The 25329-nt window shown below is 60.2% G+C and carries 14 protein-coding genes; 8 read left to right on the plus strand and 6 right to left on the minus strand.

Features of this window, described 5'->3' with window-relative positions; translation table 11 throughout:
* Positions 1-90: 90 nt before the first annotated feature.
* Positions 91-3276, minus strand: coding sequence for a hypothetical protein (locus GXB78_RS08095; protein ID WP_329515032.1), 3186 nt, complete (start codon positions 3274-3276; stop codon positions 91-93).
* Positions 3277-3739: 463 nt separating this feature from the next.
* Here GXB78_RS08095 and GXB78_RS08100 point away from each other — a divergent pair, with 463 nt between their 5' ends.
* Positions 3740-4117 carry a DUF6124 family protein gene (locus GXB78_RS08100; RefSeq protein WP_329515033.1) on the plus strand — a complete coding sequence of 126 codons (378 nt, stop codon included), beginning with the start codon at positions 3740-3742 and terminating at the stop codon, positions 4115-4117.
* 93 nt (positions 4118-4210) lie between these two features.
* On the opposite strand, the gene GXB78_RS08105 is transcribed toward GXB78_RS08100, so the two are convergent.
* Both GXB78_RS08105 and GXB78_RS08110 read right to left on the minus strand, forming a co-directional pair.
* Positions 4211-4570 (minus strand): PilZ domain-containing protein, encoded by a 360-nt coding sequence (locus GXB78_RS08105; protein ID WP_329515034.1) that lies wholly within the window; start codon positions 4568-4570, stop codon positions 4211-4213.
* Positions 4571-4808: 238 nt separating this feature from the next.
* Positions 4809-5195 (minus strand): tetratricopeptide repeat protein, encoded by a 387-nt coding sequence (locus GXB78_RS08110; protein WP_208939991.1) that lies wholly within the window; start codon positions 5193-5195, stop codon positions 4809-4811.
* Between the two features lie 172 nt (positions 5196-5367).
* Between GXB78_RS08110 and pyk the strand changes: the two genes are divergently transcribed.
* Positions 5368-6819 (plus strand): pyruvate kinase, encoded by a 1452-nt coding sequence (pyk, locus tag GXB78_RS08115; RefSeq protein WP_024014116.1) that lies wholly within the window; start codon positions 5368-5370, stop codon positions 6817-6819.
* 170 nt (positions 6820-6989) lie between these two features.
* On the opposite strand, the gene GXB78_RS08120 is transcribed toward pyk, so the two are convergent.
* The 3 genes from GXB78_RS08120 to GXB78_RS08130 are packed head-to-tail and all read right to left on the minus strand — an operon-like array spanning position 6990 to position 9797.
* The gene (locus GXB78_RS08120; protein WP_329515035.1) at positions 6990-7733 is read right to left on the minus strand and encodes an enoyl-CoA hydratase-related protein; all 744 of its coding nucleotides are present in this window, start codon (positions 7731-7733) and stop codon (positions 6990-6992) included.
* A gap of 29 nt (positions 7734-7762) precedes the next feature.
* A complete protein-coding gene (locus tag GXB78_RS08125) occupies positions 7763-8698 on the minus strand; it encodes an iron-sulfur-binding ferredoxin reductase (RefSeq protein WP_329515036.1) in 936 nt (311 codons plus the stop codon).
* Complete coding sequence (locus tag GXB78_RS08130; protein WP_329515037.1) at positions 8691-9797, minus strand: GGDEF domain-containing protein; 1107 nt, start codon at positions 9795-9797, stop codon at positions 8691-8693. Before GXB78_RS08130 ends, GXB78_RS08125 begins: the two co-directional genes overlap by 8 nt.
* Before the next feature lie 438 nt (positions 9798-10235).
* Here GXB78_RS08130 and GXB78_RS08135 point away from each other — a divergent pair, with 438 nt between their 5' ends.
* From GXB78_RS08135 to GXB78_RS08160, 6 genes are all read left to right on the plus strand, one after another.
* On the plus strand, positions 10236-11759 hold the full coding sequence (locus tag GXB78_RS08135; RefSeq protein ID WP_329515038.1) for a fumarate hydratase: 1524 nt from the start codon (positions 10236-10238) through the stop codon (positions 11757-11759).
* 199 nt (positions 11760-11958) lie between these two features.
* Positions 11959-16440, plus strand: a complete 4482-nt coding sequence (locus tag GXB78_RS08140; RefSeq protein WP_329515039.1) for a SpvB/TcaC N-terminal domain-containing protein — start codon at positions 11959-11961, stop codon at positions 16438-16440.
* Complete coding sequence (locus GXB78_RS08145; protein WP_329515040.1) at positions 16437-19220, plus strand: RHS repeat domain-containing protein; 2784 nt, start codon at positions 16437-16439, stop codon at positions 19218-19220. Before GXB78_RS08140 ends, GXB78_RS08145 begins: the two co-directional genes overlap by 4 nt.
* Complete coding sequence (locus GXB78_RS08150) at positions 19210-21849, plus strand: RHS repeat domain-containing protein (RefSeq protein ID WP_329515041.1); 2640 nt, start codon at positions 19210-19212, stop codon at positions 21847-21849. Before GXB78_RS08145 ends, GXB78_RS08150 begins: the two co-directional genes overlap by 11 nt.
* Before the next feature lie 84 nt (positions 21850-21933).
* Positions 21934-23694: an ATP-binding protein gene (locus GXB78_RS08155; RefSeq protein ID WP_329515042.1), complete on the plus strand. Its 1761-nt coding sequence runs from the start codon at positions 21934-21936 to the stop codon at positions 23692-23694.
* On the plus strand, positions 23694-25022 hold the full coding sequence (locus tag GXB78_RS08160) for a sigma-54-dependent transcriptional regulator (RefSeq protein WP_329515043.1): 1329 nt from the start codon (positions 23694-23696) through the stop codon (positions 25020-25022). The genes GXB78_RS08155 and GXB78_RS08160 overlap by 1 nt, the downstream gene beginning before the upstream one ends.
* Positions 25023-25329: the final 307 nt, after the last annotated feature.

Below are 25329 nucleotides of genomic sequence, written 5' to 3' on the forward strand. Positions count from 1 at the left end.
CATTCAGTAAGTACGATTGAGCGCTTCGAACGTCGCCAAGTCCACTGTCAGTTATGACAGGTTTTATAGCCGTTCGTCGGAAGCCGCGTTTCAGGAATTGTCGTTGCGCAAGCGTGCGGCTTCGACTTCAAAACGCGCACTGTCGGCCCAATCGGACACCGTCGCGTCATCCGCCGCGTCAGTCAGCGTCTGCCGGAATCGGTACCAGTTACCCGCCAGAGGCAGTTGCCTTGTCGCCTCCCCGCGCCAGTGCTCATCGATCACAGGTAACTGAGCCAGCCACTGAACATCCGGGTTGTACCAACTCACGACGGCGCCCACGCCCGGACGGCCCTTGCCGCTGAACTGCACTGGATGACTGACCCAGCGTCCCGGCGCCGGCTCGTCGAGGGCAGGCACAAAAGTACCCAAAATGACCGAGCGCAGGGTTTCAAATGATTCGAACCCGTCCAGTGATGCGATTGCCTCCAGCCGGTAAAGCCCCCCGTCGGGCGGACTTGCAGCGAGCATCACTGACCAGGTGCGATTTTCCTGCACGATGGCGCTTGCCGGTTCTGAGCGCGTGGCTCCGACCAGCGTCACCGTGACCGTATCGCCCGGCACGCCAAAACCGCACACCACAACCTGCTGTCCGATGGCATCGCCCTCGATCGGGGTTTCAAGGAAGGGGGCAGCTGGCACAACGTCAAAGTGCAGCGGCTCGCTGTCTTTCGACTCCTGCAGTTTGCCGCTTTCATCCGTGAATCTTTGCCGGGCCCAGATCGTTTTGCTGCCCACCGGCAACGTCACTTCGGCTTGCCAAATGCCCGCCCCACCCACAATGACATCACTGAGCAGAGGTTCGGCAAGCCCTTGCAGACAGACTTCGACAACCCCGCCCCTCATGCCCGTCCCCTTGAGCAACGCGGTTCGTGGCAACTTGCCGTTTGGTATCGGCTGGAGAAATTCCGGCGGCAGCAGCACCACCGTGAATTCATGCTCGTCACTGTGTAGCGACGGTCGACCGTCCAGTGTCTGCTGGGCGTCAAAGGTGTAGAGCCTGAATTGCTCAAGGCTCAGGTCAATCGACCAGTTGCCATCCTGGCTCAATATTTTCGGATCGCCCAAGGGGCGATCAAACTGCTTGTCGCGCAGTTGCAAAGTGGCGCCCACCATACCCATCGCGCCCTCGACCGTTACAGCACGACCGACTTGCGAGCCGTCCGGCGGCTGGGTGATCACTGGCGTGACCATCGCTCTCCTGACAATGAAGGTCGTGGATGTCGGCTGCGAAGTTTGCTGAGCGGCGAGTTGGGTTACCGTGACGGTATGTGTGATATCCAGGGCAAATTCTTTGTCGCGCCTGAACTGCCACGTGCCAGCACTGACGATGCCCTTGTGCACAATGCCGGTTTCGTCGCTGTACTCAATGTTCACGGTTGCACCCGGCCAGCACGTGCCGCTGAACCTGGGCGAAAGTCCGTCATCTTCAGGCTCGTTCAGGCCAGGGGCCTGCGGCGGGATGGTGACTTTGAGGACAAACCAGTTTGGTGACTGGTGACCGTCGAGATATTGCTTGATGTGGACCTGGCGCTCGAACGACGGTCCCCAGACCGTTGAAGCCTTGGTCGACCACCGCCCGCCAGCAACCTCTACTGCTGGCGCTTCGAGATCCCCGCTATTGGGCCTGCGTGGGTTCACCGTGGCGCCGTTGAAACCTTTGCCGCTGAAGGTCGGTTGGTAGTCGTTGGTGAATTGCACATCACTGACATCGGGGAGGGTATTTTTTACTTCGAAGGTCAGCGGCAGCGAGTCGATCCAGCCGCTGGCGTTGTCTCTGATCTTCTGGACGGCGTTGATTTTACAGGTGCCAAATTTCCAGCCCGTTACGGTGGTGCTCCAAGTGCCGTTGCGCTGTACTTGTGCATTTGGAGGCGCGACCGGCATTGGGTCGGCTGGACTTTCGAGGATCGTGAACTCGATTTCGGTTCTGAGCTTCTCGTCGAAATGTCCGGTGCCGGAAAATGTGATCGTTTCATTGGCTTGCGTATATGTGACCGTCGGCTTGCCCGTGCGTACTCGTATGCCGAAGGGTTCACTTGTTATTGAAGTAATCCCATTGACTGTGTGCGTGCCGAAAATCGAATGCGGGCCGGGTGAAAGGGTGCCTTCTCGGCGCCATTCTCCAGTCACGGGATCAGGCCAGCCCACGGTCACGGCGTTGCTTCCCATTTGCTCTGAATACACGTCGACCCTGTTCTGATAGAACCCCGTGGCGCCGGTCCCCTCGAACATCGTTTTGGCTTCCACGATTGGCGGCGAAGCGGGGTTGGGCTTTGGCGCTGTAAATACTGGAGGCCCGATAACGTAAAACTCTTGAGGATCCCCAAGGTCGGCAAAGATTCCGTTCAGACTCTGTTGGGCAACGAGGGTGTAGCGAGCCCCTCGCGCAAAAGTATAGGTACTGGTTGCGGCCCAGTCGCCGTCGGAAACCGCAGTGAAAGAGACGGCAGGCAACGTTGAACCTTTTATGTAAACCGTGATTGTGGCGCCTTTGTACGCCCCGCGCCCCTTGATTACGGGTTGAACACTCTCGACGGGCAGACTGATATTCGGGGACGTGATTTGGATTTTGTTCAGAACGGTGAACGTCCACGTTTCGGTATATCGACCCAGCGTTCCGTCGACGTCTTCACGGATCAGCAGCTCGTGCACGCCTTGAAGAAGACCGGTCGATAATGTGACAGTCCACGGTCCATGATCTGGAGTAGTGTGCGTCGTACTCATTACGGCTTTGTCGGCAGGACGCACAAGCTTTATCACACTGCCTGAGCGGGCAGTACCTGACACCGTCCCGCCGACTGTAACAACTGCTTTGGGGTGGAACTTGGCAGGAGCTCTCACTACAAGATGCTGGGAGGTCCAGTTTGACCAGTCGCCCTTGTAATCCCACTGACCATCAAATCGAGCGGAGGCACTTTCCTTCAGTCCGCTGATACGAACCGTATGCCAGGTGTAATCCCTGTACTTACTATCGATGACCCGCATGTAATCACCCGCAGCGGTGTGGAAATCGAGGTGCACGTTGTGATCCAGGCCATCTCTTTGCGGAATATTGAACGTTATGTCCATGGTTGTACCGACGAGCAAAACCTGACCGGCGTAATAAAACTGCAGGCCGTCAATCAACACTCCTGGCTTAACGTTACAGGCGTCTCGTAACGGGACAGTCGGTTCTTCGTTGTTGAATGCGCCCTGTTCAGGACTATCAGCACCTTGTTTCGAATCCTCGGACATGATGAGCTTCCCTTGCTTGCCACCGGCAGTTGTTAAGGGCATTGAACATGGGAACTAAGCACCCGCCACCTGTCAACTCTGACAGTCCCGACCAGCGGTAACTATTCCCACGCCGCAACATGCAGACGTCCTTCAGCCGTTAACACGCGGCTACATCAGGTTGCGCCGTTGCCTACACATCACTCAGAATCCGCCGGCTTGTGCGCTTTGAAGCTGCCCCGTAACGTGATCCGTGCCGCTGCCAATCAGTGGTCGGGTTTAGTCGCCCGGTAGGTATATGAAGGTGCATAAGCGTCATCCAGTCGGGTAATCCCTATCCCCGCACTCGATGGTGGCTGTGCGCAGGGCGCCTTCGGGCGCGCCGGTAATTCGTATGCCTCCCGGTCGACTAACCTGCGTTCAGCCGCCACCCCTTTTCGTTTAGTCGCGAACAGGTGCTGGCCCTCATCGAGGCAATACGACAATGATCAAACCAACACCCAATCCCCCGGAAACCGAAGGCTCGACCTCCCCCTACGCTTCCCCCGATTCCACCAGACTCCACGAGGCCGCCGAAAAAGCCCTCGACCACTACCTGAAAAAACCCGCATCTGCGCCATCGTGCAATTCCGTCGATCGCGGCATGCAGATGTTCATGGTCGCGCCTGACATCAACCCCGAAGCCATGGCCATCCAGACTTACGAAACCTTTTCTTCGGTCAGCATTCTGCTGCTCGACCTGGCGGACAGCCTAGAGGACAAGCCACGGCATCTGGCGATGGCGATCTATCAGTTGAGTGAGATGGGGTTATTGCTGGCGGAAAAGGCGCTGGATCAGGAGCGGGCGATCACGATCGCGTGACGACAAGATCAACAGATCGCAGCCTTCGGCAGCTCCTGGAGTTGGAATGCATTCCCCCTGTAGGAGCTGCCGAAGGCTGCGATCTTTTGCTGTTCAGGCGGAAGCCGGCAACGGCTGAAAACTGAAGTATTGCTGCAGCGCCAGCACCAGCTCGCCGAACTCCGCCGGCGCGCGACGCAGGATGAAACCGGCGTCGTAATGCCGCGGCGTCGCGTCTTCATGGCACCACACGCAGCAGGCGCTGAAATCGATGACCTGCTGGCTGCCATCACGGGCCGGGACTTTGAGGCGTAACTGGAAATCCGCACCGACCATCATCGGCAACTGGCTGATCAGCATCAGCCCGTCCGCCGACACATTGCCGAGAAAGCCGACGGGTTTGTCGGTAACGCTGTTGAATACTCTGAGGTAGTACGGCAACTGGTGCCGTTCGATCCGGCGGTCGGTAAACATGATGTGCTGTTCGCCATGCAGGGCTCCGCAAGGAGCCGCACCTGTGCTTCGGAACGAACCTGCGCGGCAGGCCCGCTCTCCCCGCTTCCGGTGTGACGGTCGTAACGATCGTAACGATCGCCGTCACCTTGTAACTGCCAGTCGCAGGTGTTGCGCCGTTATCGAGACAAGTCTCGAAACGGTTTCCTTGACTATAGCGGAGCTTGTACAGACGGCCAGATTTTGTACGACAACACTGTCAGAAGCGTGTCGGCCGCACCACCGCAGCAGCGCTGCGTGTCGGGTAATGGCCCAGGCTCTGCAAGGTTTCCAGACGCGCGCGGGCGCGGTAGGCGTATTCGCTGTTGGGGTACGAAGCGATGATGAATTGATAAGTCTGTACCGCGTCGATGTAGAGCTTCTGCCGTTCCAGGCACTGGCCGCGCATCATCGACACTTCCGGCCACACGTACGGACGGGCGCGGCTGGCGCGTTCGACCTTGGACAGTTCGAGCATGACCTGCTCGCAATTGCCCCGCTCGTAGGCGCTGTAGGCGTTGTTCAAATGATGGTTCATCGACCAACGGGTGCAGCCCGTCACGGCGAGGACGCTGAGGGCAAGGGCGGCAATGGGCAACAATCGCATGGGGGTTCTCCTGTCTTGTGCTCTGTATCGACCCCTGGTCGGAAATCTTCAGGCGCGCAGATCGCAAAGTTGCCGCGTTCAATAAAGAAAACGATAAGTAGTGCATTCGAACAATGACTACACCCTTCGAGCATAGTAGCCTCTGCCTGCGCTTGAACTCAGGAGTCTTTGCATGTCCGTCCGTCGTACCAAAATCGTCGCTACCCTTGGCCCGGCCAGTAACTCGCCGGAAGTTCTCGAACAGCTGATTCTGGCTGGTCTGGACGTCGCCCGTCTGAACTTCTCCCACGGCACCCCCGACGAGCACAAGGCTCGCGCGAAGCTGGTGCGTGACCTCGCAGCCAAGCACGGCCGCTTTGTCGCCCTGCTCGGCGACCTGCAAGGCCCGAAAATCCGTATCGCCAAATTCGCCAACAAGAAGATCGAGCTGAAGATCGGTGACAAGTTCACCTTCTCCACCAGCCATCCGTTGACCGAAGGCAACCAGCAAGTGGTCGGCATCGACTACCCGGATCTGGTCAAGGACTGCGGCGTGGGCGACGAGCTGCTGCTCGACGACGGCCGCGTGGTAATGCGCGTTGAAACCGCCACCGCCACCGAGCTGCATTGCGTCGTGACCATCGGCGGCCCGCTGTCCGATCACAAGGGCATCAACCGTCGCGGAGGCGGCCTGACTGCCCCGGCCCTGACCGAAAAAGACAAGGCTGACATCAAGCTCGCCGCCGAAATGGAAGTCGACTACCTCGCGGTGTCCTTCCCGCGTGACGCCGCCGACATGGAATACGCCCGTCAACTGCGCGACGAAGCCGGCGGCACTGCCTGGCTGGTGGCGAAGATCGAACGCGCCGAAGCCGTGGCCGACGACGAAACCCTCGACGGCCTGATCAAGGCTTCCGATGCAGTAATGGTTGCCCGTGGTGACCTCGGTGTGGAAATCGGCGACGCCGAGCTGGTGGGCATTCAGAAGAAAATCATTCTGCACGCACGTCGCCACAACAAGGCGGTGATCGTCGCGACCCAGATGATGGAGTCGATGATCCAGAACCCGATGCCGACCCGCGCCGAAGTGTCCGACGTGGCCAACGCCGTGCTCGACTACACCGACGCCGTGATGCTCTCGGCCGAATCCGCTGCTGGTCTGTACCCGCTGGAAGCCGTGCAGGCAATGGCGCGCATCTGCGTCGGCGCCGAGAAACACCCGACCGGCAAGACCTCCAGCCACCGCATCGGTAAGGAATTCAGCCGTTGCGACGAAAGCATCGCGCTGGCGACCATGTACACCGCCAACCACTTTCCGGGCGTCAAAGCGATCATCGCCCTGACCGAAAGCGGTTTCACCCCGCTGATCATGTCGCGCATCCGCTCCTCGGTGCCGATCTACGCGTTCACCCCGCACCGCGAAGCCCAGGCCCGCGCGGCGATGTTCCGTGGCGTCTACACCATCCCGTTCGACCCGGCCTCGCTGGAACCGCACGAAGTCAGCCAGAAAGCCATCGACGAGCTGACCAAGCGCGGCGTAGTGGAAAAAGGCGACTGGGTCATCCTGACCAAGGGCGACAGCTACCACACCACCGGCGGCACCAACGGCATGAAGATCCTGCATGTCGGTGATCCGCAGGTCTGAGTGAACGGCAGCTGAAACGCAAAAGCCCCGCCATGTGAATGGCGGGGCTTTTTTGCTTATGATTCAACAGATATTTTGTCTGGTAAGGCCCTTTCGCGAGCAGGCTCGCTCCCACACTTGAAATGCAATCTCCTGTGGGAGCGAGCCTGCTCGCGAAGGCGTCTTAACACTCAGCGAAAAAACCCGGTCAGCGCCGCCACTGCCTCCGGCGAACGCAACCGCTGGGTGAACAACGCGCCCTCCTCCTCGATCACCTTGCGCAGCAGATCCCGATCCGGTGCTCGCATCAATTGCTTGCTGATGCGCACCGCTTGGGCCGGCAATTCATCAAATCGCAGCGCCACTTCCCGCGCCTTGCTCAACGCCGCTTCACCGCTGTCCAGCGCTTGGGTGGCAATCCCCCACTGCGCTGCCTGTTCGCCGCTGAAGCCTTCCCCCAGCAACAATAACTCCGCCGCTTTTGCTTGCCCGAGCAAGCGCGGCAGGATCAGGCTGGAACCGAACTCCGGGCACAACCCGAGGTTGACGAACGGCATGCGTAGCCGGGCGTCGCGGCTGACATAGACCAGATCGCAGTGCAGCAGCATGGTCGTGCCGATACCCACCGCGGCACCGGCGACGGCCGCGATCACCGGTTTGCGGCATTCGAGCAGATTGAGCATGAAGTGAAACACCGGGCTGTCGAGGTCGCTCGGCGGTTGTTCGAGGAAGTCGGCGATGTCGTTGCCGGCGGTGAAACATTCGGCACTGCCAGTGATCAGTACGGCATTGATTTCAGGGTCGCTGTCGGCCTGTTTCAATGCTTCGGCGAGGCGGCTGTACATCGCGCGGGTCAGGGCGTTTTTCTTGTCGGGGCGATTGAGGCGCAGGGTCAGCAGACCGCGTTCGCGTTCGCGCACAATGGTTTCAGGCATGGCATGTCTCGCGTCTGAAAGGTCAGCGCTCAACCACGGCTCAGGAACACGTCGGCCAGCAGTTGGTTGCGCGGCAATCCGGCCAGGTACAGACGCTTGGCGAAGGCGTCGACGCTGGCCGTCGAGCCGCAGACTAAGGCCAGGGTTTGCCGGGAAACAAGGCGCAGTTGCGCCAAAGCGGCGGCCGACTCGGCCGCGGTCCACAGCTCGACGCTGAGGTTTTCCCGCTGCGCAGCCAGTGCGGCAAGGGGTTTGGCCAGATAATGCTCGCGCTCGTCATGGGCCAGGTGAATGACGCGGATGGCGCCTTGGTGATCCTGACGCAAGGCTTCGCGCAGCACACCGAACAACGGACCTAAACCAGTGCCGGCGGCCAGCAGCCACAGTGGCCGGGCGTGCCAGTCCGGATCGTAGTGCAAGGCACCGCCGCGCAGTTCGCCGAGACGGATCGAGTCACCGATCTGCAGCTGGCGTGCGGCATCGATGAATTCGCCGGGCTGGCGGCAATCGAGGTGAAATTCGAGGAAGCGGTCTTCCTGCGGCAGGCTTGCCAATGAATACGGACGGGCAATGTTGCCGATCCACAGCACCAGATGCTGACCGGCGCTGTAGCGCAGTGGCCGCTGCGGGGTCAGGCGCAGACGCAGAACGCTGTCGCTGAGCCAGTCCAGTGCTTCGACCACGGCCGGCAGACCGTCGGTAACCGGATCGAAGGTATGCACCTGCAAGTCCTCGCTCACCTGACATTGGCAGGCGAGGCGCCAACCGTCCTGACGTTGCTCGGCGCTCAAGGCGTCCGGGCGATTGTCAGCGGGCAGGCCTTGCACGCATTGCACCAGACAGGCGTGGCAACTGCCGGCGCGACAGCTGTAGGGCACGGCGACGCCGTTCTGATTGAGAGCATCGAGCAGATTGCTGCCCCGCTCGACCGTCCACTGCCGATTACCGACGCGCAGTTCAGGCATCGACGTTCTCCCACGCGGCGGCACAGCGATTGCGCCCGTCGCGCTTGGCGCGGTACAGCGCCTGATCGGCACGCTGCAACGCCTCATCCAGATCATCGCCAACGCACAACAGGGTCATGCCCGCCGACAGGCTCAGGTTGCGCACTTGCAGGCCCATCAATTCGACCTCGCTGAAGGCAATGCGCAAACGCTCGCAACAGGCGGTCAGGCGTTCGGCATCGCAATCGGGCACTAGCACCACGAATTCCTCGCCACCGTAACGCGCCAGCACATCGCCGTCGCGCAGGCAGGCTTGCGCCACACCGGCAAACGCTTGCAGCACCTGATCGCCGGCGGCGTGGCCGTGCAGGTCGTTGATGCGTTTGAAGTGGTCCAGATCGATCAGCGCCAGCCCGTGCATCACGTCGCTGTCCAGCGCATTCAGCTCGCGCGAGGCGATGCGCAGGAAATGTCGGCGATTGAACAGCCCGGTCAATTCATCGGTGGCAACCAGATCTTCGAGCTGGCGCATCATCCCGCGCAGGGTGTCCTGATGCGCCTGCAAGGCAAACCGACGCTGCCGCTGGCGTTGCCGCGAAACCTGCACAAACCGCGCGTAGAGCACCAGCCACGCCAGCACCATCGCCAGAATGCACACCTGCAACGCCGCGAGTGCAGGTTCGGCCAGGCGAAAGTGATAAGCGTCCCACAGGGTAATCGCGCAAAAGCTGAAGAACACCAGCAGCGCGCAGCGGATGAACACCTGTCGAGTGAGATGGAACAGGCCGAACAGCAGGATCAGCACGTAGAACACCAGGAACGCGCCGCGCGCCTCGTCTACATGAGCAATCAGCCACGTCTGCCAGCCCAGCCCCATCAGCACTTGCGCTTCGGTCAGGCTGGGGTCGGCGAAGCGCTGGTTGCGCCCGCTCCAGAACAACCCGAACAGCGTCGCCTGGCTGATCACCACCAGGGCGCTGCCGATGGCCACGCCACTGAGTGATTGCTGGTAATGCCCGGTAAAAAACGCCAGCCACAGCAGCAGCAAAGCCAATCCGTAGGTGGCCGCAGCGAGGGCGAAGCGTTTGAGCAACAGGCGTTGAATGGCGTTATGGGTCAATCGTTGACTCACCGTGCGATAGGAGGCTGACCGAGTGTCCTACTCTACAGACCGGATGCCACTTTAGAGGCCCGGTCGCTAAATGACCACCGATTTTCGGGCCGGGAAAATGGCGTCAAAAGTGTGGCCCGCCCGGCCCGGAAGGGCAGCTACAAGCCGCAAGCTTCAAGCGGCAAGCTCAAGCTGTCCGCGTACTGCTTTAACTTGCCGCTCGAGGCTTGCAGCTTGCAGCTGCTGCAATGAATGACTGCTGGCGCGTGTACGCCCCATCGAGCCGCGGTATACTGCCGCGCCTTTTTAGCGTCGCGCCACAGAGGGACAGCTACGAGCCGCAAGCTTCAAGCGGCAAGCTCAAGCTGTTCGCGTACTGCTTTAACTTGCCGCTCGAAGCTAGAAGCCTGTAGCTTCCCCACCGTTTTTTTTCGAGGAGCGCGACTCATGACCGTGATCAAGCAAGATGACCTGATTCAGAGCGTTGCCGACGCTTTGCAGTTCATTTCCTATTACCACCCCGTGGATTTCATCCAGGCGATGCACGAAGCCTACCTGCGCGAAGAATCGCCAGCGGCCCGTGATTCGATGGCGCAGATCCTGATCAACTCGCGCATGTGCGCCACCGGCCACCGCCCGATCTGTCAGGACACCGGTATTGTTACCGTGTTCGTCCGTGTCGGCATGGACGTGCGCTGGGATGGCGCCACCATGGGCCTGGACGACATGATCAACGAAGGCGTACGTCGCGCCTACAACCTGCCGGAAAACGTCCTGCGTGCTTCGATCCTGGCCGACCCGGCGGGCGCCCGCAAGAACACCAAGGACAACACCCCGGCCGTTATTCACTACTCCATCGTCCCGGGCAACACCGTGGAAGTGGACGTAGCGGCCAAGGGCGGCGGTTCCGAGAACAAGTCGAAAATGGCCATGCTCAACCCATCCGATTCGATCGTCGACTGGGTACTGAAAACCGTGCCGACCATGGGCGCCGGCTGGTGCCCGCCGGGCATGCTCGGTATCGGCATCGGCGGCACCGCCGAGAAAGCCGCGGTGATGGCCAAGGAAGTGTTGATGGAATCCATCGACATCCACGAGCTCAAGGCCCGTGGCCCGCAGAACCGCATCGAAGAAATGCGTCTGGAGCTGTTCGAGAAGGTCAACCAGTTGGGCATCGGCGCCCAGGGCCTCGGTGGCCTGACCACCGTGCTCGACGTGAAGATCATGGACTACCCGACCCACGCCGCTTCACTGCCGGTGTGCATGATCCCCAACTGCGCCGCCACCCGTCACGCACACTTCGTGCTCGACGGTTCCGGCCCGGCCTCGCTGGAAGCGCCACCGCTGGACGCCTACCCGGAAATCGTCTGGGAAGCCGGCCCTTCCGCGCGTCGCGTCAACCTCGACACCCTGACCCCGGAAGACGTGCAAAGCTGGAAGCCGGGCGAAACCGTGCTGCTCAACGGCAAGATGCTCACCGGTCGCGACGCTGCGCACAAGCGCATGGTCGAGATGCTCAACAAGGGCGAAACCCTGCCCGTAGATCTGAAAGGTCGCTTCATCTACTACGTCGGCCCGGTCGATCCGGTCGGTGACGAAGTGGTTGGCCCGGCTGGCCCGACCACCGCGACGCGGATGGACAAGTTCACCCGGCAGATCCTCGAGCAGACCGGCCTGTTGGGCATGATCGGCAAATCCGAGCGCGGCCCGACCGCCATCGATGCGATCAAGGACAACAAGGCTGTGTACCTGATGGCCGTCGGCGGCGCCGCTTACCTGGTTGCGCAAGCGATCAAGAAGTCCCAGGTGCTGGCATTTGCCGAGCTGGGCATGGAAGCGATCTACGAGTTCGAGGTCAAGGACATGCCGGTCACCGTTGCGGTGGACAGCAAAGGTGAGTCGGTGCACATCACCGGTCCTGCTATCTGGCAACAGAAGATCAGCGAAAGCCTGGCGGTAGAAGTGCAGTAAGCCTCTGGCGTGATGAAAACGGCCGGTGCATCCGCAAAGATGCCCGGCCGTTTTTTGTTGGTGCTAACCGATCGCGATAATAACGCTGGCAATGCACATAAAATGATCTTGTGCACCTGTCATATCTGACAGGTCCATTTCCCGGCTACTCCTGTTAGCGTCTATCCATACGCCTTACGCAGCGCGAATGGATTCGACCATGGCCGATCAAGATCTCAGCATCACTGCTCCCTCCATCGCCCGGAGCTCATCGATCGCCACCATCGGCAAGAGCTGGAGCGCCGTAGGGCCGACCGCCTCGGCTGGATGCGATTTGCCGATCCCGCTATCGAGCGGTCGTGGCTACGGCCCGCAAATACCCCTGTCAATCAACAGTCAGAGCGGTAACGGCCCGTTTGGCCTTGGTTGCAACCTGGGCCTGAGCCAGATCAGCCGCCGCACCAACAAAGGTGTTCCACGCTATACCGAGCACGATGAAATCATCGGTCATGACGGCGAAGTGTGGATGCCCGAGCTGGATGACGACGGCAACCTGAAATGGCGCAGCGAAAACAGTTACCGCGGCGTCTCTGTTGCCGAGCACAACGTGCTGTCTTACCGGGCGCGAATTGAAAGTGATTTTTCCCTGCGCGAATGCTGGCATCCGGCTGACGGTGGTCGCCCCTTCTGGCTAGTGCACGGCGCTGACGGCACGCTGCATGTCTATGGCAAAACGGCCGCCGCACGCCGCGCCGACCCCGACGACGAATCGCGTATCAGTAGCTGGCTGCTGTGCGAAAGCATGAACGCCCATGGCGAACATATCTGTTACGAGTACAAACCCGACGACCAGCCTGACGAGCAAGACCCGACTCACGACTACCGCGCCCAGCGTTATCTGCGACGGGTGTGTTACGGCAATGCCACGGCGAGCGACCGCCTCTATAGCTGGGACTTTGACCGGCCGACGGACCTGCCCTGGCACTTCCAGTTGCTCTTCGATTATGGCGAGCGCAGCAACTCGTTGAGCGAGGTCCCGACCTACGATGAAGCGAACCGCTGGCAGCTGCGACCGGATCCGTTTTCCAGCTATGGCCAGGGTTTTGAACTGAGCACTCGCAGGCTCTGCCAGCAGGTGTTGATGTTTCATCACTTCCCCGAGGGCCTGGCGACAGAGGCAAAACTTGCACGTCGCCTGCTGCTGGAATACCGACCGATCCAGAACACTGGGCAGTGGACCTACAGCCAGATCAGCGCAGCGCACTATCAGGCCTTTGACGCCAAAGGCCAGGTCGAGCACTCGCCACCGATGGAATTCGAGTACTCCCCCTTCCAGATCAATAAAACACCGGCGCGCCTGTTGGAAAACCAGACCCAACCGGGCATCGAAGACGGCGGGTTCTACCAATGTGTCGATCTGTATGGCGAGGGTGTGCCGGGCTTTCTCTGCCGCTACGACAACGCCTGGTATTACCGTGAACCGCTGCGCGCGGCGCCTGGCACCGACCTGATCGGTTACGGCCCATGGGCTTTGCTGGACAAGATTCCCGTGGCAGATCGCAACCGCGCCGTGGCGCAACTGATTGACCTGACCGGCGATGGGCGCCTGGACCTGATCATTGCCCGGTTGGGTTATTGCGGGTTTCATGCCCTGAATGCACAGCGACAATTCGAATTGTTCAGCGCTTTCGATAAATTCCCCAGGGAGCACCAGGATCTGGCTTTGATCATGGGGGACTTTAGCGGGGACGGTTTGATGTCTGCGGCCAGCATCAGCCCCAACCTTGTGCGTCTCTATGCCAGCCTGCGGGAAAAAGGCTTCGCCGCCGCACAAGAAATACCCCATGAATACGCTGGCGACCGTTTGCCGGTGTTCAGCAACTCGCCAACCGAACTGGTGCTTCTGGGTAACCTGCTCGGCAGCGACATGCCCGAGCTGTGTCGCATCCGCCATGACGAGGTCCGCTGCTGGCCGAATCTTGGTCACGGCAAATTCGGCAAGGGTCGCAAGATCAGCGCCCTGCCCTTCACCTACGAAGAATTCGACGCCTCGCGAGTGCGTCTGGCCGACCTCGATGGCTCCGGCGCGCCGGCATTGATCTATCTCAAATCCGAGGGGTTCGACATTTACCTGAACCGGGGCGGCAATGGTCTGGAGCAGATTCCCGTCAGCGTGCCGTGGCCTGAGAAGGTGCGCTATGACCGTTTGTGCCAGGTCAGTTTCGCCGACCTGCAAGGCCTCGGTTGCGCCAGCCTGATTCTGACGGTACCGCATATCCAGCCTCGGCATTGGCGCTACGATTTCGTTGCGGCCAAGCCCTATCTGCTGGTCAACAGTAACAACAACATGGGCTGCTCTTGCAGCGTGACTTATCGCAGCTCGGCCCAGGAATGGCTGGATGAAAAGGAGCGGCTGCTGGCGCTTGAGCGGGCACCGGTATGTCATCTGCCGTTTCCGCTGGCTGTGGTGAAAAAGCAGGAGCAACACGACGAGATCACCGATAACCGGTTGACCCAGTCATTCATCTGGCGCGAGGGATTTTACGACGGCAGGGAACGGGAATTTCGCGGGTTCGGCTATCTGCAGCAACTTGACTGCGAAGTCGGAACCGACCCCTCAGAGCCAGGTTTCAGCGAGCCGGTCCAAACGTGCACCTGGTTTCACAACGGTGAGGAAATCAATCGTTCGCGCGACGATTATTTCAGCGCGGACGTGGGCGCCTGCCCTTTGGGCGAAACCTTGTTCAGTCGTTACCACCCCAAAGGTGAAATCGATGAGCCCGTCACTCCAGAGGATGCCGACAGTCGCTATCGAGTTGCGCAGGCGCTGGTTGGCTCGGTCGCTCGAACAGAAATTTTCCCCTACCGCGCCGATGCGCAGGCGCCCGGTGCAGCCGCGCCGTACTCGGTAGAGGAGAAGCGTTATCTGGTGCGCGAGGTGCGGCCGCAGGGGCAATATGCCGCAGCCGTTCTGCTGCCCCTTCAGGTCGAAGCAATAAGTTATCAGTACGACGGTTTTATCGATGACCCGCTGTGCCGCCACGATGTCACCCTGCGCTGGGACGCTTATGGCGCCGCGACCCACGCACTTACGGTCAGCTATGCGCGCAGGTTGACCGCCCAGAGCCCGCCCCCCTTTACCGAAGATCACCTGAATCAATGGTGGTCCGACGCACACGACGACGCGCAGCAATACTTTTACATCAGTGAAACCCGTGCGCGTCTGATCAACCTGCCAGAGCCACAGCAATGGCGATTGGGCTTGCCGTATCTGGAACGGGGCGATGCGCTGAAATTTGCCAAAGGTACGCTCCCCGGCGAGCTGAACCCGTCACAGGTGTCTTTTGAATCGTTGAGAAAGCTGCAGGATTCGCAAGAATGGGCCATCGAACGGGTACTGACTTCCCAATCCATACAGCGCTATGTGGACGTAGAGGGCATTGAACTGGATGACGGCGTCGCCGGATTCGAAGCCCTGTCGCATTCTCTGGAGCTTGCCCTGCTGGATAAAACCGCGCTGGACGCTTATAGCATTGTGCCGGACGTGAATATCCGCGAGGCCCTCGCGGCAATTGGTTACGACCCCATGCAACTGCTGTTCGAAGCGCCGCCGAGCGAGGAACAAAACCTTTGGTCGTCGCGGTTCAATCTGGCTCGGTATGGCGGCTTGCAAGCGTTCTACAAAGTGCTCGATTTCAATGAAACGCCAAGCCATGGCGTGACCAAAGCCGAATACGATCAACACTACCTGGCGGTCATGCGCATGGAGTTGCCCGACGAGTGTGCGGTCGAGGTAGCGGAGTTCGATTACCACGCCCTCAAACCCAGGCTGATCAAGGACGCCAACGACAACTTCGAAGAAGTCATTTACGAGCCTTCCGGCCAGCCACTGGTCGTCAGCTTTTACGGTACCGAAAATGGTGAACCTGCCGGATTCGAGAAGCTGGGCGATGGCTGGACCTTGCCGGACACCAGTCCGGAATACGCCATCCAGTTTCCAGAGGACACCGTAGGCAAAGCAGCAAGTACGCTGCACAAAAACCCGTTTAGCTGGATGGGATCAATCCCCTCCTCCACGCTTCGAAACCGGTCGATCATGCAAGGCGACCTGTTGCCCGGCGGGCAGATCCGTGCCAGTGCCCGTCGCCGACTTGCGCAAAGCCACGCCCTGACGCCTGAAGACCAGCAATTGATCGAGGCAATTGAACTGGCTTACCGAGAACCGGTACACACCGTGGTGCTCAGCGCCGACCGCTACCCTACAGACCCAGTCGTCGCGCAGATCCAGATTGTCAAAACCTGTGTCGACGGCTTTGGTCGGGTACTGCAAACCCAGCAAAAGGTCGACCCGGGGCTGGCTTATGTGGTGGGCGAGCACGGTGAATTACTCATCGAAGAAGGTGAGCAACCGACGCAGACACGCTGGCGTATCAGCGAACGCGTCGAGTACAACAACAAGGGTTTGCCGATCCGCCAGTTCCGCGCGTTTTTCGCTAACACGCACCGCTACGTCAATGATCAATCGCTGCGCAAGCTCGGGCTCTTCGATCAGCTGTTCTATGACGCGCCGGGGCGCCTGGTCACGCTGGTTAATGCCAAAGGCTACTTTTCCCGCGAGACTTATCATCCCTGGTACCACACCAGCGAGGACTGCAACGACACCGCCGAGGAGGTGGTGCCCTCGAGTGAGTCGGGAGCATGACCGCCTCCCTGCACTGGCGCACGCCGGCCTTGGCCGTCAATGACAGCCGCGGCCTGCCGGTCCGACAGGTCACTTACTTGCGTACCGTGGCAGAGGACGCGGTGAGTGCTGTTGTGACGTCTCAGGAACACGATGTGGCCGGACATCCAGTCGCGCAACATGATCCGCGCCTGCCCATTGCAAACACCACCACTGTTTATTCCCTCAATGGCGATGCGCTGTTCACCGACAGTGTCGATAGCGGCTGGCGTTTGCTGCTGCCGGGGTTGGCCGGTGAGCCCCGGCAACGCTGGGACGAGCGCGGCCATGTCTGGCAATCGACCTTTGACGACCAATTGCGTGTGGTGCAGCTTGAAGTCTCGGGAAACGGCGAAAATCAGCTCGATATCTTCACTTACGCGTGCGGCTCTGCCGAAGCCGATTCCAACCTGCGCGGCCGGTTGATCCGGCAGAAGGATCCCTCAGGTTTGCTGGAAATCACCAGTTATGCCCTCACCGGGCAGGCACTGGTAGAAAAGCGCACTTTTCAAGATAACCAAGCGTTCACCAGCCGTCTGGTGTTCAGCCCGCTGGGCGCGGTGCTGGAGCAAATCGATGCCGGCGGCCATCGCAGAGCCTCCCGCTTCGGTCTTGCCGGGCAACTCAGGCAAATGGAGCTGCAAATCCAGGCGCAGGTCACGCAAGTTCTGCAGGATACCCAGTACAACGCCAACAACCAGATCATCGCGCAGCTGGCCGGCAACGGTGTGCTCAGTCAGTGGACGTATGACCCGACCGACGGACGCCTGCACATGCAGACCAGCGGAAAGACCAGGCAATCCCGATTGCAGGATCTGGAATATTTCTACGATCGCGTCGGCAATATCATCCGCATCGAAGACCACGCCTTCGAGCCGACCTGGTTCGCCAATCAACGGGTCGACGGCCACCGTGAATTCAGCTACGACTCCCTGTACCGGTTGATCCGCGCGACCGGTCATGACGACGCCCTGCCCCCGGACATTCCCGGCCTGCCGCAACCGCCCAACGAGAAAAACCGCCTCAACTACACGCAGACGTATAGCTACGACGATGGCGGCAATCTGACCGAACTGCGTCATCAGCGCGACGGCAACAGTCGTACCCGGCGCATGTACATCGACGATCAAAGCAATCGCGCGGTGCGCTGGGAAACAGGTGATGAGGTCCCGGACTTCGACGCTCTGTTTGACCTTCATGGCAATCAACACAAGCTGCGACACGGTCCGTCATTGCACTGGAACAGCCGGGATGAACTGCAGCGCGTGGAACTGCTTATCCGCCAGGACAGCGATAACGATGCCGAGTATTACCAGTACAGCCAGGGCCAACGGGTCTTCAAATGTCATGAATGGTTCACCGACAAGATCCGCCACTTCCACCAGGTGCGCTACCTGCCGGGCCTGGAAATCCGCAGCAAGGACAACGGTGAAGAGCTGCACATCATCAGCCTCGGTAATGCGCGCTGCCTGCATTGGGCGCAACGTTCAACGCCGATAGACGACCAGATGCGTTACACCCTCGAAGACCACCTCGGCTCCTGCGTGATGGAGCTCAATGAAGACACCGTGGTCACCAGCGCAGAAGGCTATTACCCATTCGGCGAAACCGCGTGGATGGCGCCGGAGTCGGAAATCGAATACCGCTTCATCCGCTATTCCGGCAAGGAAATGGATGTCAGCGGTTTGTACTACTACGGCGCCCGTTATTACGCGCCGTGGTTGCAGCGGTGGATCAGTACTGACGCCGAGCAGGCGGACGGCCTGAATTTATATGCATTCGTGGGAAATAATCCGATCCGTTTCGTCGATCCGGACGGCAACAAGCGAGCAGAAGGCGTGATCATGCTGTATTCGGCGTTCGCATCCGCCGTGGAAGGTCATTCCGAAGCAGTACTGGGGCAGCTGCACAGCATCATTCATCAGGATGTTGCACTGAACATGGCAATGAATCTGGCGGGAGAAACCCTCAGAGGAGTTATCGGTTATGAGGGTGGATCCCTCGGTGGTACGCAATTTGACACCATGATCCCCGCCCTTAAAGTAGAGGCAAATGTGTTGAAACCCTCAGGCTTGATTGGCGGCAACATCGGTGGGGATGTCGCCGCGGCGGTCGGCGAACCACTGGCTGACCATGTCAGGCTTCGTGTCGGTCCTTTGATACCGCAGACCTCGCAGATGTCCGTCGGCGCGATCGATCAAAGTCTGGGAATTCAGGAATCGGTCAGGGAGATCAACTCCTGGAAAGACTTCAGGAGGGAGCTGCTCCATCCGGCACTCAATGCGATCACCAACCCATTGTTTTGGATGAACAGAGTATTCGCATCGGTAATCCCCATCATTCCCGGCGCACTCAATATGGGAAGCCGGGCGCAGGAAGCACAAGACATCAAGAACCGCCTCGATCCGGTGAAAATCGAAAAGATCGAGAAAATGCTCAGCGACTGGAAAGCAGCCATCGAAGGACGATCTGCGTGGGCAGAGAATGCCTTTGATGCACTGGGCGTTGACAGTGTTTCGCCCACCAAGGTGCTGCCGAATGCAAATGGCAACACCTCCAGCGAAACGTTGGCAGTCATCACGCGTTCCGGCCTGCAGCAAAGAAACCGGGCTGTACTTGCAAACATCGCGCAAGCGCAGGCCGGCCTCGCGCATTACAAAGAGATGGGGTCGACGGACAACCAGTACTTGGCAAGGCAGCGACATCGGGCGGCGAAAAAAACCGGTAGCTCACTGGTCACCAGGTTCAAGAATGGGCAGTGAATCCATGCATGCGCACACGCCGTCCTTGTCGGCCACGGACGGCCGAGGCTTGCCTGTCCGTCAGGTCGATTACCTGCGCAACGTGGCCGGCTCTTCCCCCAAAGCCCTCGTGACTCGCCAGCAATACGATGTCGCCGGCCGTCTGGCCGTGCAGCAGGATCCGCGTCTGGCCCTTGCAAACGTCAGCATCGTTTACGCGCTGAACGGTGCTGCGCTTTACACCGACAGTGTGGACAGCGGCAAGCGTCTGGTGCTGCCAGGCCCGGCGGGCGAGCCAGTGCAGCGATGGGACGGCCGCGATCAGCATTGCCAGTCGTCATTCGACGAGCAACTGCGCATGGTGATGCTCCAGATCACCGGCAACGACCAGACGCAAATCGATACCTTCACCTATGCCGACGGTTATGCCGATGCAGGTTACAACCGCCGTGGCCAGTTGATTCAACAGACAGATGCCTCCGGTTCGTTCGAAGTGGTCAGTTACGCGCTCACCGGCCAGCCAGTGGAAGAGATCCGCCTCTTTCACGACCGCCAGTCTTTCACCAGCCGTCAGGTATTCAGCCCGCTGGGCGCGGTGCTGGAGCAAACCGATGCCGGTGGGCATCGCAGAACCTCCCGCTTCGGTCTTGCCGGGCAACTCAGGCAAATGGAGCTGCAAGTCCAGGCGCAGGTCACGCAAGTTCTGCAGGATGCGCAGTACAACGCCAACAACCAGATCATCGCGCAGCTGGCCGGCAACGGTGTGCTCAGTCAGTGGACGTATGACCCGACCGACGGACGCCTGCACACGCAGACCAGCGGAAAGACCAGGCAATCCCGATTGCAGGATCTGGAATATTTCTACGATCGCGTCGGCAATATCATCCGCATCGAAGACCACGCCTTCGAGCCCGTCTGGTTCGCCAATCAGCGGGTCGACGGGCATCGTGGATTCAGCTACGACTCCCTCTACCGGTTGATCCGCGCGACCGGTCATGACGACGCCCTGCCCCCGGACATTCCCGGCCTGCCGCAACCGCCCGACGAGAAAAACCGCCTCAACTACACGCAGACGTATAGCTACGACGACGGCGGCAATCTGAGCGAATTGCGTCATCAGCGCGACGGCAACAGTCGTACCCGAACAATGTATATCGACGACAACAGCAATCGCGCGGTGCGCTGGCAAACAGGCGATGAGGTCCCGGACTTCGATGCCCTGTTCGACCCCCATGGCAACCAACGCAAGCTGCGACACGTTCCGGCACTGCACTGGAACAGCCGTGATGAACTGGAGCGCGTGGATCTGGTTATTCGCCCGGACAGCGCCAACGACAGCGAGTATTACCAGTACAGCGCCGGCCAACGGGTTCTCAAATGTCACGAATGGTTTAGGGGAAACACCCGCCACTTCCACCAGGTGCGCTACCTGCCGGGCCTGGAAATCCGCAGCAAGGACAACGGTGAAGAGCTGCACATCATCAGCCTCGGTAATGCGCGCTGCCTGCATTGGGCGCAACGTTCAACGCCGATAGACGACCAGATGCGTTACCCCCTCGAAGACCACCTCGGCTCCTGCGTGATGGAGCTCAATGAAGACGCCGTGGTCACCAGCGCAGAAGGCTATTACCCATTCGGCGAAACCGCCTGGATGGCCCCGGAGTCGGAAATCGAATACCGCTTCATCCGCTATTCCGGCAAGGAAATGGATGTCAGCGGTTTGTACTACTACGGCGCCCGCTATTATGCGCCGTGGTTGCAGCGCTGGATCAGTGCCGATCCGGCGGGGGACGTGGATGGTTTGAATCTGTACGGTTTCGTCGGTAACAACCCAATCGTCCATGTCGATCAGACCGGTGCCTTCAAAGTGGTTTTTGACCTGCTCAGAAAAGCGGTCGGTATCTTTGATAAAGCGCAAACTGCCGCGGAGCAACTGCACAACCTGACCACCGAATTCGATGGCCTGATTCCTGAAGGCAAGAACATCGAAGAGGTGCGCAAAAGCATGACGTTCGGCAAGTTCATCACCTCCCGGGCCGGTATCAAATCGGTCTTTTACGGTATCGGCAAAGGCATCGCCATCGGCAGTGTCATCGGCACCGTGGTACCCGGAATCGGCAACGCCATCGGTTCCGGCGCAGGGGCAATCGCGGGGGCAATTGTGTTTCCGGTATTGCGTTACCACTTCTTCAAGAAAGGTTTGAAAGCAGCGCAGACACTGCACACCCAAGAGCTCAAGGACGGGCTGACGACGCTGGGTGACCGCGCTGCAAAAGCCGTGGACAGTGCGAAGGATCTGCTCGATGGAGGTGCCGCGCTCATCGAGAGCATCAAGACCTTCACTGATAACCTCAACAGCTACTCCGAGCACATCCAGAAAATGTTCTACGCCCAACTGGACGCACTGGATGCAGAAAAACAGCGTCAGGTCATGAAGCTGGCGAGGAACGGCGAAGACCCGTTCGAAGCCATCGACAAGGTGTTGCAAACCGCCCAGGCGATCAGCGAAGCGCCGAGCGAGACGCATGGCGTGACCGAACGCCTGCAGCAACTGGAGCGCTCGCTCGCTGCCGAACCTGGCAGCCGACCAGTGCCGAAGCCGAGGTTGAATCTTGCGCATCGACGTCAGGTTCAGGAGACCGCTGTATAGGTAACATGGCCGGCGCGAACTGCGCGCCCGGCCACCCCGGCCCATGCTATCGTGCCCGCCCGTCCTGCCATCCGTTCACCCAGCATGCTGCCGACTTCCCGTACCCTGCGTCTGTCGTTGTACTCCCTGCTGATCATCGCCGGCACGGTCGTGGCCGCGACGCTCGCGATGCGCCACGCCGAGCGTCAGGCGCTGGAAGAAGACGCTGCTCGCGCCAACCAGCAACTGGGGCTGTACGCCAACTCATTGCACACCCTGATCGACCGCTACCGCGCCCTACCCGCCGTGCTGGCGCTGGACCCGCAATTGCGTTCGGCACTCGCCGGCCCGGTCGATGACGCGCAGCAAGCGGCATTGAATCTGAAGCTGGAAAAGATCAACGGCGCGGCGCAGTCCTCGACCCTTGAACTGCTTGATCGCAGCGGATTGGCGGTGGCGGCGAGCAACTGGCGGCTGCCGAGCAGTTATGTCGGCCACAACTATGGGTTTCGCCCGTATTTCAGCCAGACCCGCACCCAGGGCACCGGGCGTTTTTACGCAGTGGGTGTGACCAGCGGGATTCCCGGTTATTTCCTTTCCAGCGCCGTACTTGGCGACAACGACGAGTTTCTCGGCGCCATGGTGGTCAAGCTGGAATTCCCCGAGCTGGAGCGCGAATGGAGCCAGGGCAGCGACACGCTGCTGGTCAGCGATGCGCGCGGGATCATCTTCATTGCCAATCAGCCGGGCTGGCGTTATCGCGCCTTGCGACCGTTGAGCGCCAGCGATCTGGCCGAGATCAAAACCACGCGCCAGTACGACAAGCAATCGCTGGTGCCGCTGACCCATTTGCCGCTACGGCGCTTCGATGACAACAGCGATCTGCGCCGGGTCGAAGGCCCGCAGGGCACGGCGGATTATTTGTGGGAATCGCTGCCGCTGACGACCGAAGGCTGGACTCTGCACCTGTTGCGCCGCCCGCAAGTGGCCTTCGAGGATTTGCGCAACGCCGCGCTGGCCGCCGCCGGTGTGTGGCTGGCGCTGGTGTTCCTGCTGCTGTTTCTCAATCAGCGCTGGCGGCTGGCCAAGGTGCGTCAGCGCAATCGCGAAGAACTCGAGCGTCTGGTCGAGGAGCGCACCCGCGACCTGCGCACTGCTCAGGAAGGTCTGGTGCAATCGGCCAAACTCGCCGCGCTGGGGCAGATGTCCGCCGCACTGGCACACGAAATAAACCAACCGCTGACCGCCCAGCGCATGCAACTGGCGACCCTGCGCCTGCTGCTCGAACATGGCCGCGTCGATGACGCCTACAAGGCGCTGAAACCGGTGGACGACATGCTCACGCGCATGGCCGCCCTCACCGGCCACCTCAAGACCTTCGCGCGCAAAAGCCCGAGCGGTTTGCGCGAACGTCTGGATCTGGCGACGGTGGTCGATCAGTCGCTGCAATTGCTCGACGCGCGCCTGCGTGACGAGCAGGTCAGTCTGGTCCTGCATCTGACACGCCCGGCGTGGGTGCGCGGTGATGCGATTCGTCTGGAACAAGTGCTGATCAATCTGTTGCGCAATGGCCTGGATGCAATGCAGGGCAAAACCTGCAAGCGCCTGGAAATCCGTCTGGAAGCGGATGAACAATTGTGGCGGCTCAGCGTCAGCGACAACGGCGGCGGCATCGCCGAAGAGCACCTGGGCCAGGTGTTCGATCCGTTCTTTACCACCAAACCGGTAGGTGACGGCCTGGGCCTGGGACTGGCAGTATCCTTCGCCATCGTGCATGAATCCGGCGGCCGCCTGAGCGCCGAAAATGGCGACCACGGTGCAGTGTTCAGCCTGACCCTGCCAATCGATCTGGAGGCACACATCTGATGCTCGACTCGGTGATGGTGGTCGACGACGAAAGCAGCATTCGCAACGCCGTCGAACAATGGCTAAGCCTGTCAGGGTTCCAGGTGCAGCTGTTCAGCCGCGCCGAAGAATGCCTCGCCGCGCTACCGGAGCATTTTCCCGGGGTGATGCTCAGCGATGTGCGCATGCCCGGCATGGACGGTTTGCAATTGCTCGCCGAGGTGCAAAAGCGCGACGCCGATCTGCCGGTGATTCTGCTCACCGGCCATGGCGACGTGCCGATGGCGGTCGAAGCGATGCGCGACGGCGCCTACGACTTTCTGGAGAAACCGTTCAGCCCGGAAACCCTCCTCGGCAGCCTGCGCCGGGCGCTGGACAAACGCCGTCTGGTCCTGGAAAACCGCGCCCTGCACGAACTGGCCGACAACCGCGCGAAGCTGGATGCGACGTTGCTGGGCGTGTCCCGGGGTTTGCAGACGTTACGTCGGCAGGTGCTTGATCTGGCGACGTTGCCGGTCAACGTGCTGATCCGTGGCGAAACCGGCAGCGGCAAGGAACTGGTCGCGCGTTGCCTGCATGATTTCGGCCCGCGCGCCAGCAAACCGTTCGTGGCGCTGAACTGCGCGGCGATCCCGGAACAACTGTTCGAGGCCGAGCTGTTCGGCCATGAAAGCGGCGCGTTTACCGGCGCCTCGGGCAAGCGCATCGGCAAACTGGAGTACGCCGATGGCGGCACGCTGTTTCTCGACGAGATCGAAAGCATGCCGCTGGCCCAGCAGGTGAAATTGCTGCGCGTGTTGCAGGAGCAAAAGCTTGAACGGCTGGGCTCGAACCAGAGCATTCGCGTTGATCTGCGTATCGTCGCGGCGACCAAACCGGACCTGCTCGACGAAGCCCGCGCCGGGCGTTTTCGTGAGGACCTGGCTTATCGCCTGAACGTCGCCGAACTGCGCCTGCCGCCGCTGCGTGATCGGCGCGAAGACATTCCGTTGCTGTTCGAGACCTTTGCGCAGAATGCCGCTCAGCGTCTGGGCCGAACATTTCCGCCGTTGACCGGTGCGCAGTTGAGCCACCTGCTCAGCCACGACTGGCCGGGCAACGTCCGCGAACTGGCCAACGTTGCTGAACGTCAGGTGTTGGGGCTGGATGAACCGGTGGTGGGGATTGATCCGGGGCAATCGCTGGCAGCGCAGCAGGAAGCCTTCGAAGCGCAATGCCTGCGCGCGGCGTTGACCCGGCACAAAGGTGATGTGAAAGCCGTGCTCGAAGAACTGCAACTGCCGCGCCGCACGTTCAATGAAAAGATGCAGCGGCATGGGTTGAGTCGGGAGATGTTTTTGGCGGAGTGACTGTTTGTGTGGCTGAGATCCATCCCCCTCACCCCAGCCCTCTCCCCCAGGGGGGCGAGGGGGAAGGGAGCCGATCTTCATGCTTTTCCGAATCTGTATTCGACTCGATATTTCAAGTCGATGTAACCCACAAGAACACCTCGGTCAGTCCCCTCTCCCTCTGGGAGAGGGCTAGGGTGAGGGGCTTTTGATCTTCACGCCGATAAGCGGAAATCCGCTCACCCAGCCCAATCAGTCGGCACAAATCCGCTCATTCATCCCCGCCACCCCCTCTAAACCGGCCCTCCGCCCCTTGGCACAGCTCCTG

Source organism: Pseudomonas moraviensis subsp. stanleyae, from assembly GCF_036283065.1.
GTDB lineage: Bacteria > Pseudomonadota > Gammaproteobacteria > Pseudomonadales > Pseudomonadaceae > Aquipseudomonas > Aquipseudomonas stanleyae.

Excerpts from the sequence above, each read along its gene's own strand:
- GXB78_RS08105 (WP_329515034.1), bottom strand. The coding sequence starts at position 4,570 with ATGTTTACCGACCGCCGGATCGAACGGCACCAGTTGCCGTACTACCTC.
- GXB78_RS08125 (WP_329515036.1), bottom strand. The coding sequence starts at position 8,698 with ATGCCTGAACTGCGCGTCGGTAATCGGCAGTGGACGGTCGAGCGGGGC.
- GXB78_RS08140 (WP_329515039.1), top strand. The coding sequence starts at position 11,959 with ATGGCCGATCAAGATCTCAGCATCACTGCTCCCTCCATCGCCCGGAGC.
- GXB78_RS08120 (WP_329515035.1), bottom strand. The coding sequence starts at position 7,733 with ATGCCTGAAACCATTGTGCGCGAACGCGAACGCGGTCTGCTGACCCTG.
- GXB78_RS08155 (WP_329515042.1), top strand. The coding sequence starts at position 21,934 with ATGCTGCCGACTTCCCGTACCCTGCGTCTGTCGTTGTACTCCCTGCTG.
- GXB78_RS08160 (WP_329515043.1), top strand. The coding sequence starts at position 23,694 with ATGCTCGACTCGGTGATGGTGGTCGACGACGAAAGCAGCATTCGCAAC.
- pyk (WP_024014116.1), top strand. The coding sequence starts at position 5,368 with ATGTCCGTCCGTCGTACCAAAATCGTCGCTACCCTTGGCCCGGCCAGT.
- GXB78_RS08100 (WP_329515033.1), top strand. The coding sequence starts at position 3,740 with ATGATCAAACCAACACCCAATCCCCCGGAAACCGAAGGCTCGACCTCC.
- GXB78_RS08145 (WP_329515040.1), top strand. The coding sequence starts at position 16,437 with ATGACCGCCTCCCTGCACTGGCGCACGCCGGCCTTGGCCGTCAATGAC.
- GXB78_RS08110 (WP_208939991.1), bottom strand. The coding sequence starts at position 5,195 with ATGCGATTGTTGCCCATTGCCGCCCTTGCCCTCAGCGTCCTCGCCGTG.
- GXB78_RS08135 (WP_329515038.1), top strand. The coding sequence starts at position 10,236 with ATGACCGTGATCAAGCAAGATGACCTGATTCAGAGCGTTGCCGACGCT.
- GXB78_RS08150 (WP_329515041.1), top strand. The coding sequence starts at position 19,210 with ATGGGCAGTGAATCCATGCATGCGCACACGCCGTCCTTGTCGGCCACG.
- GXB78_RS08095 (WP_329515032.1), bottom strand. The coding sequence starts at position 3,276 with ATGTCCGAGGATTCGAAACAAGGTGCTGATAGTCCTGAACAGGGCGCA.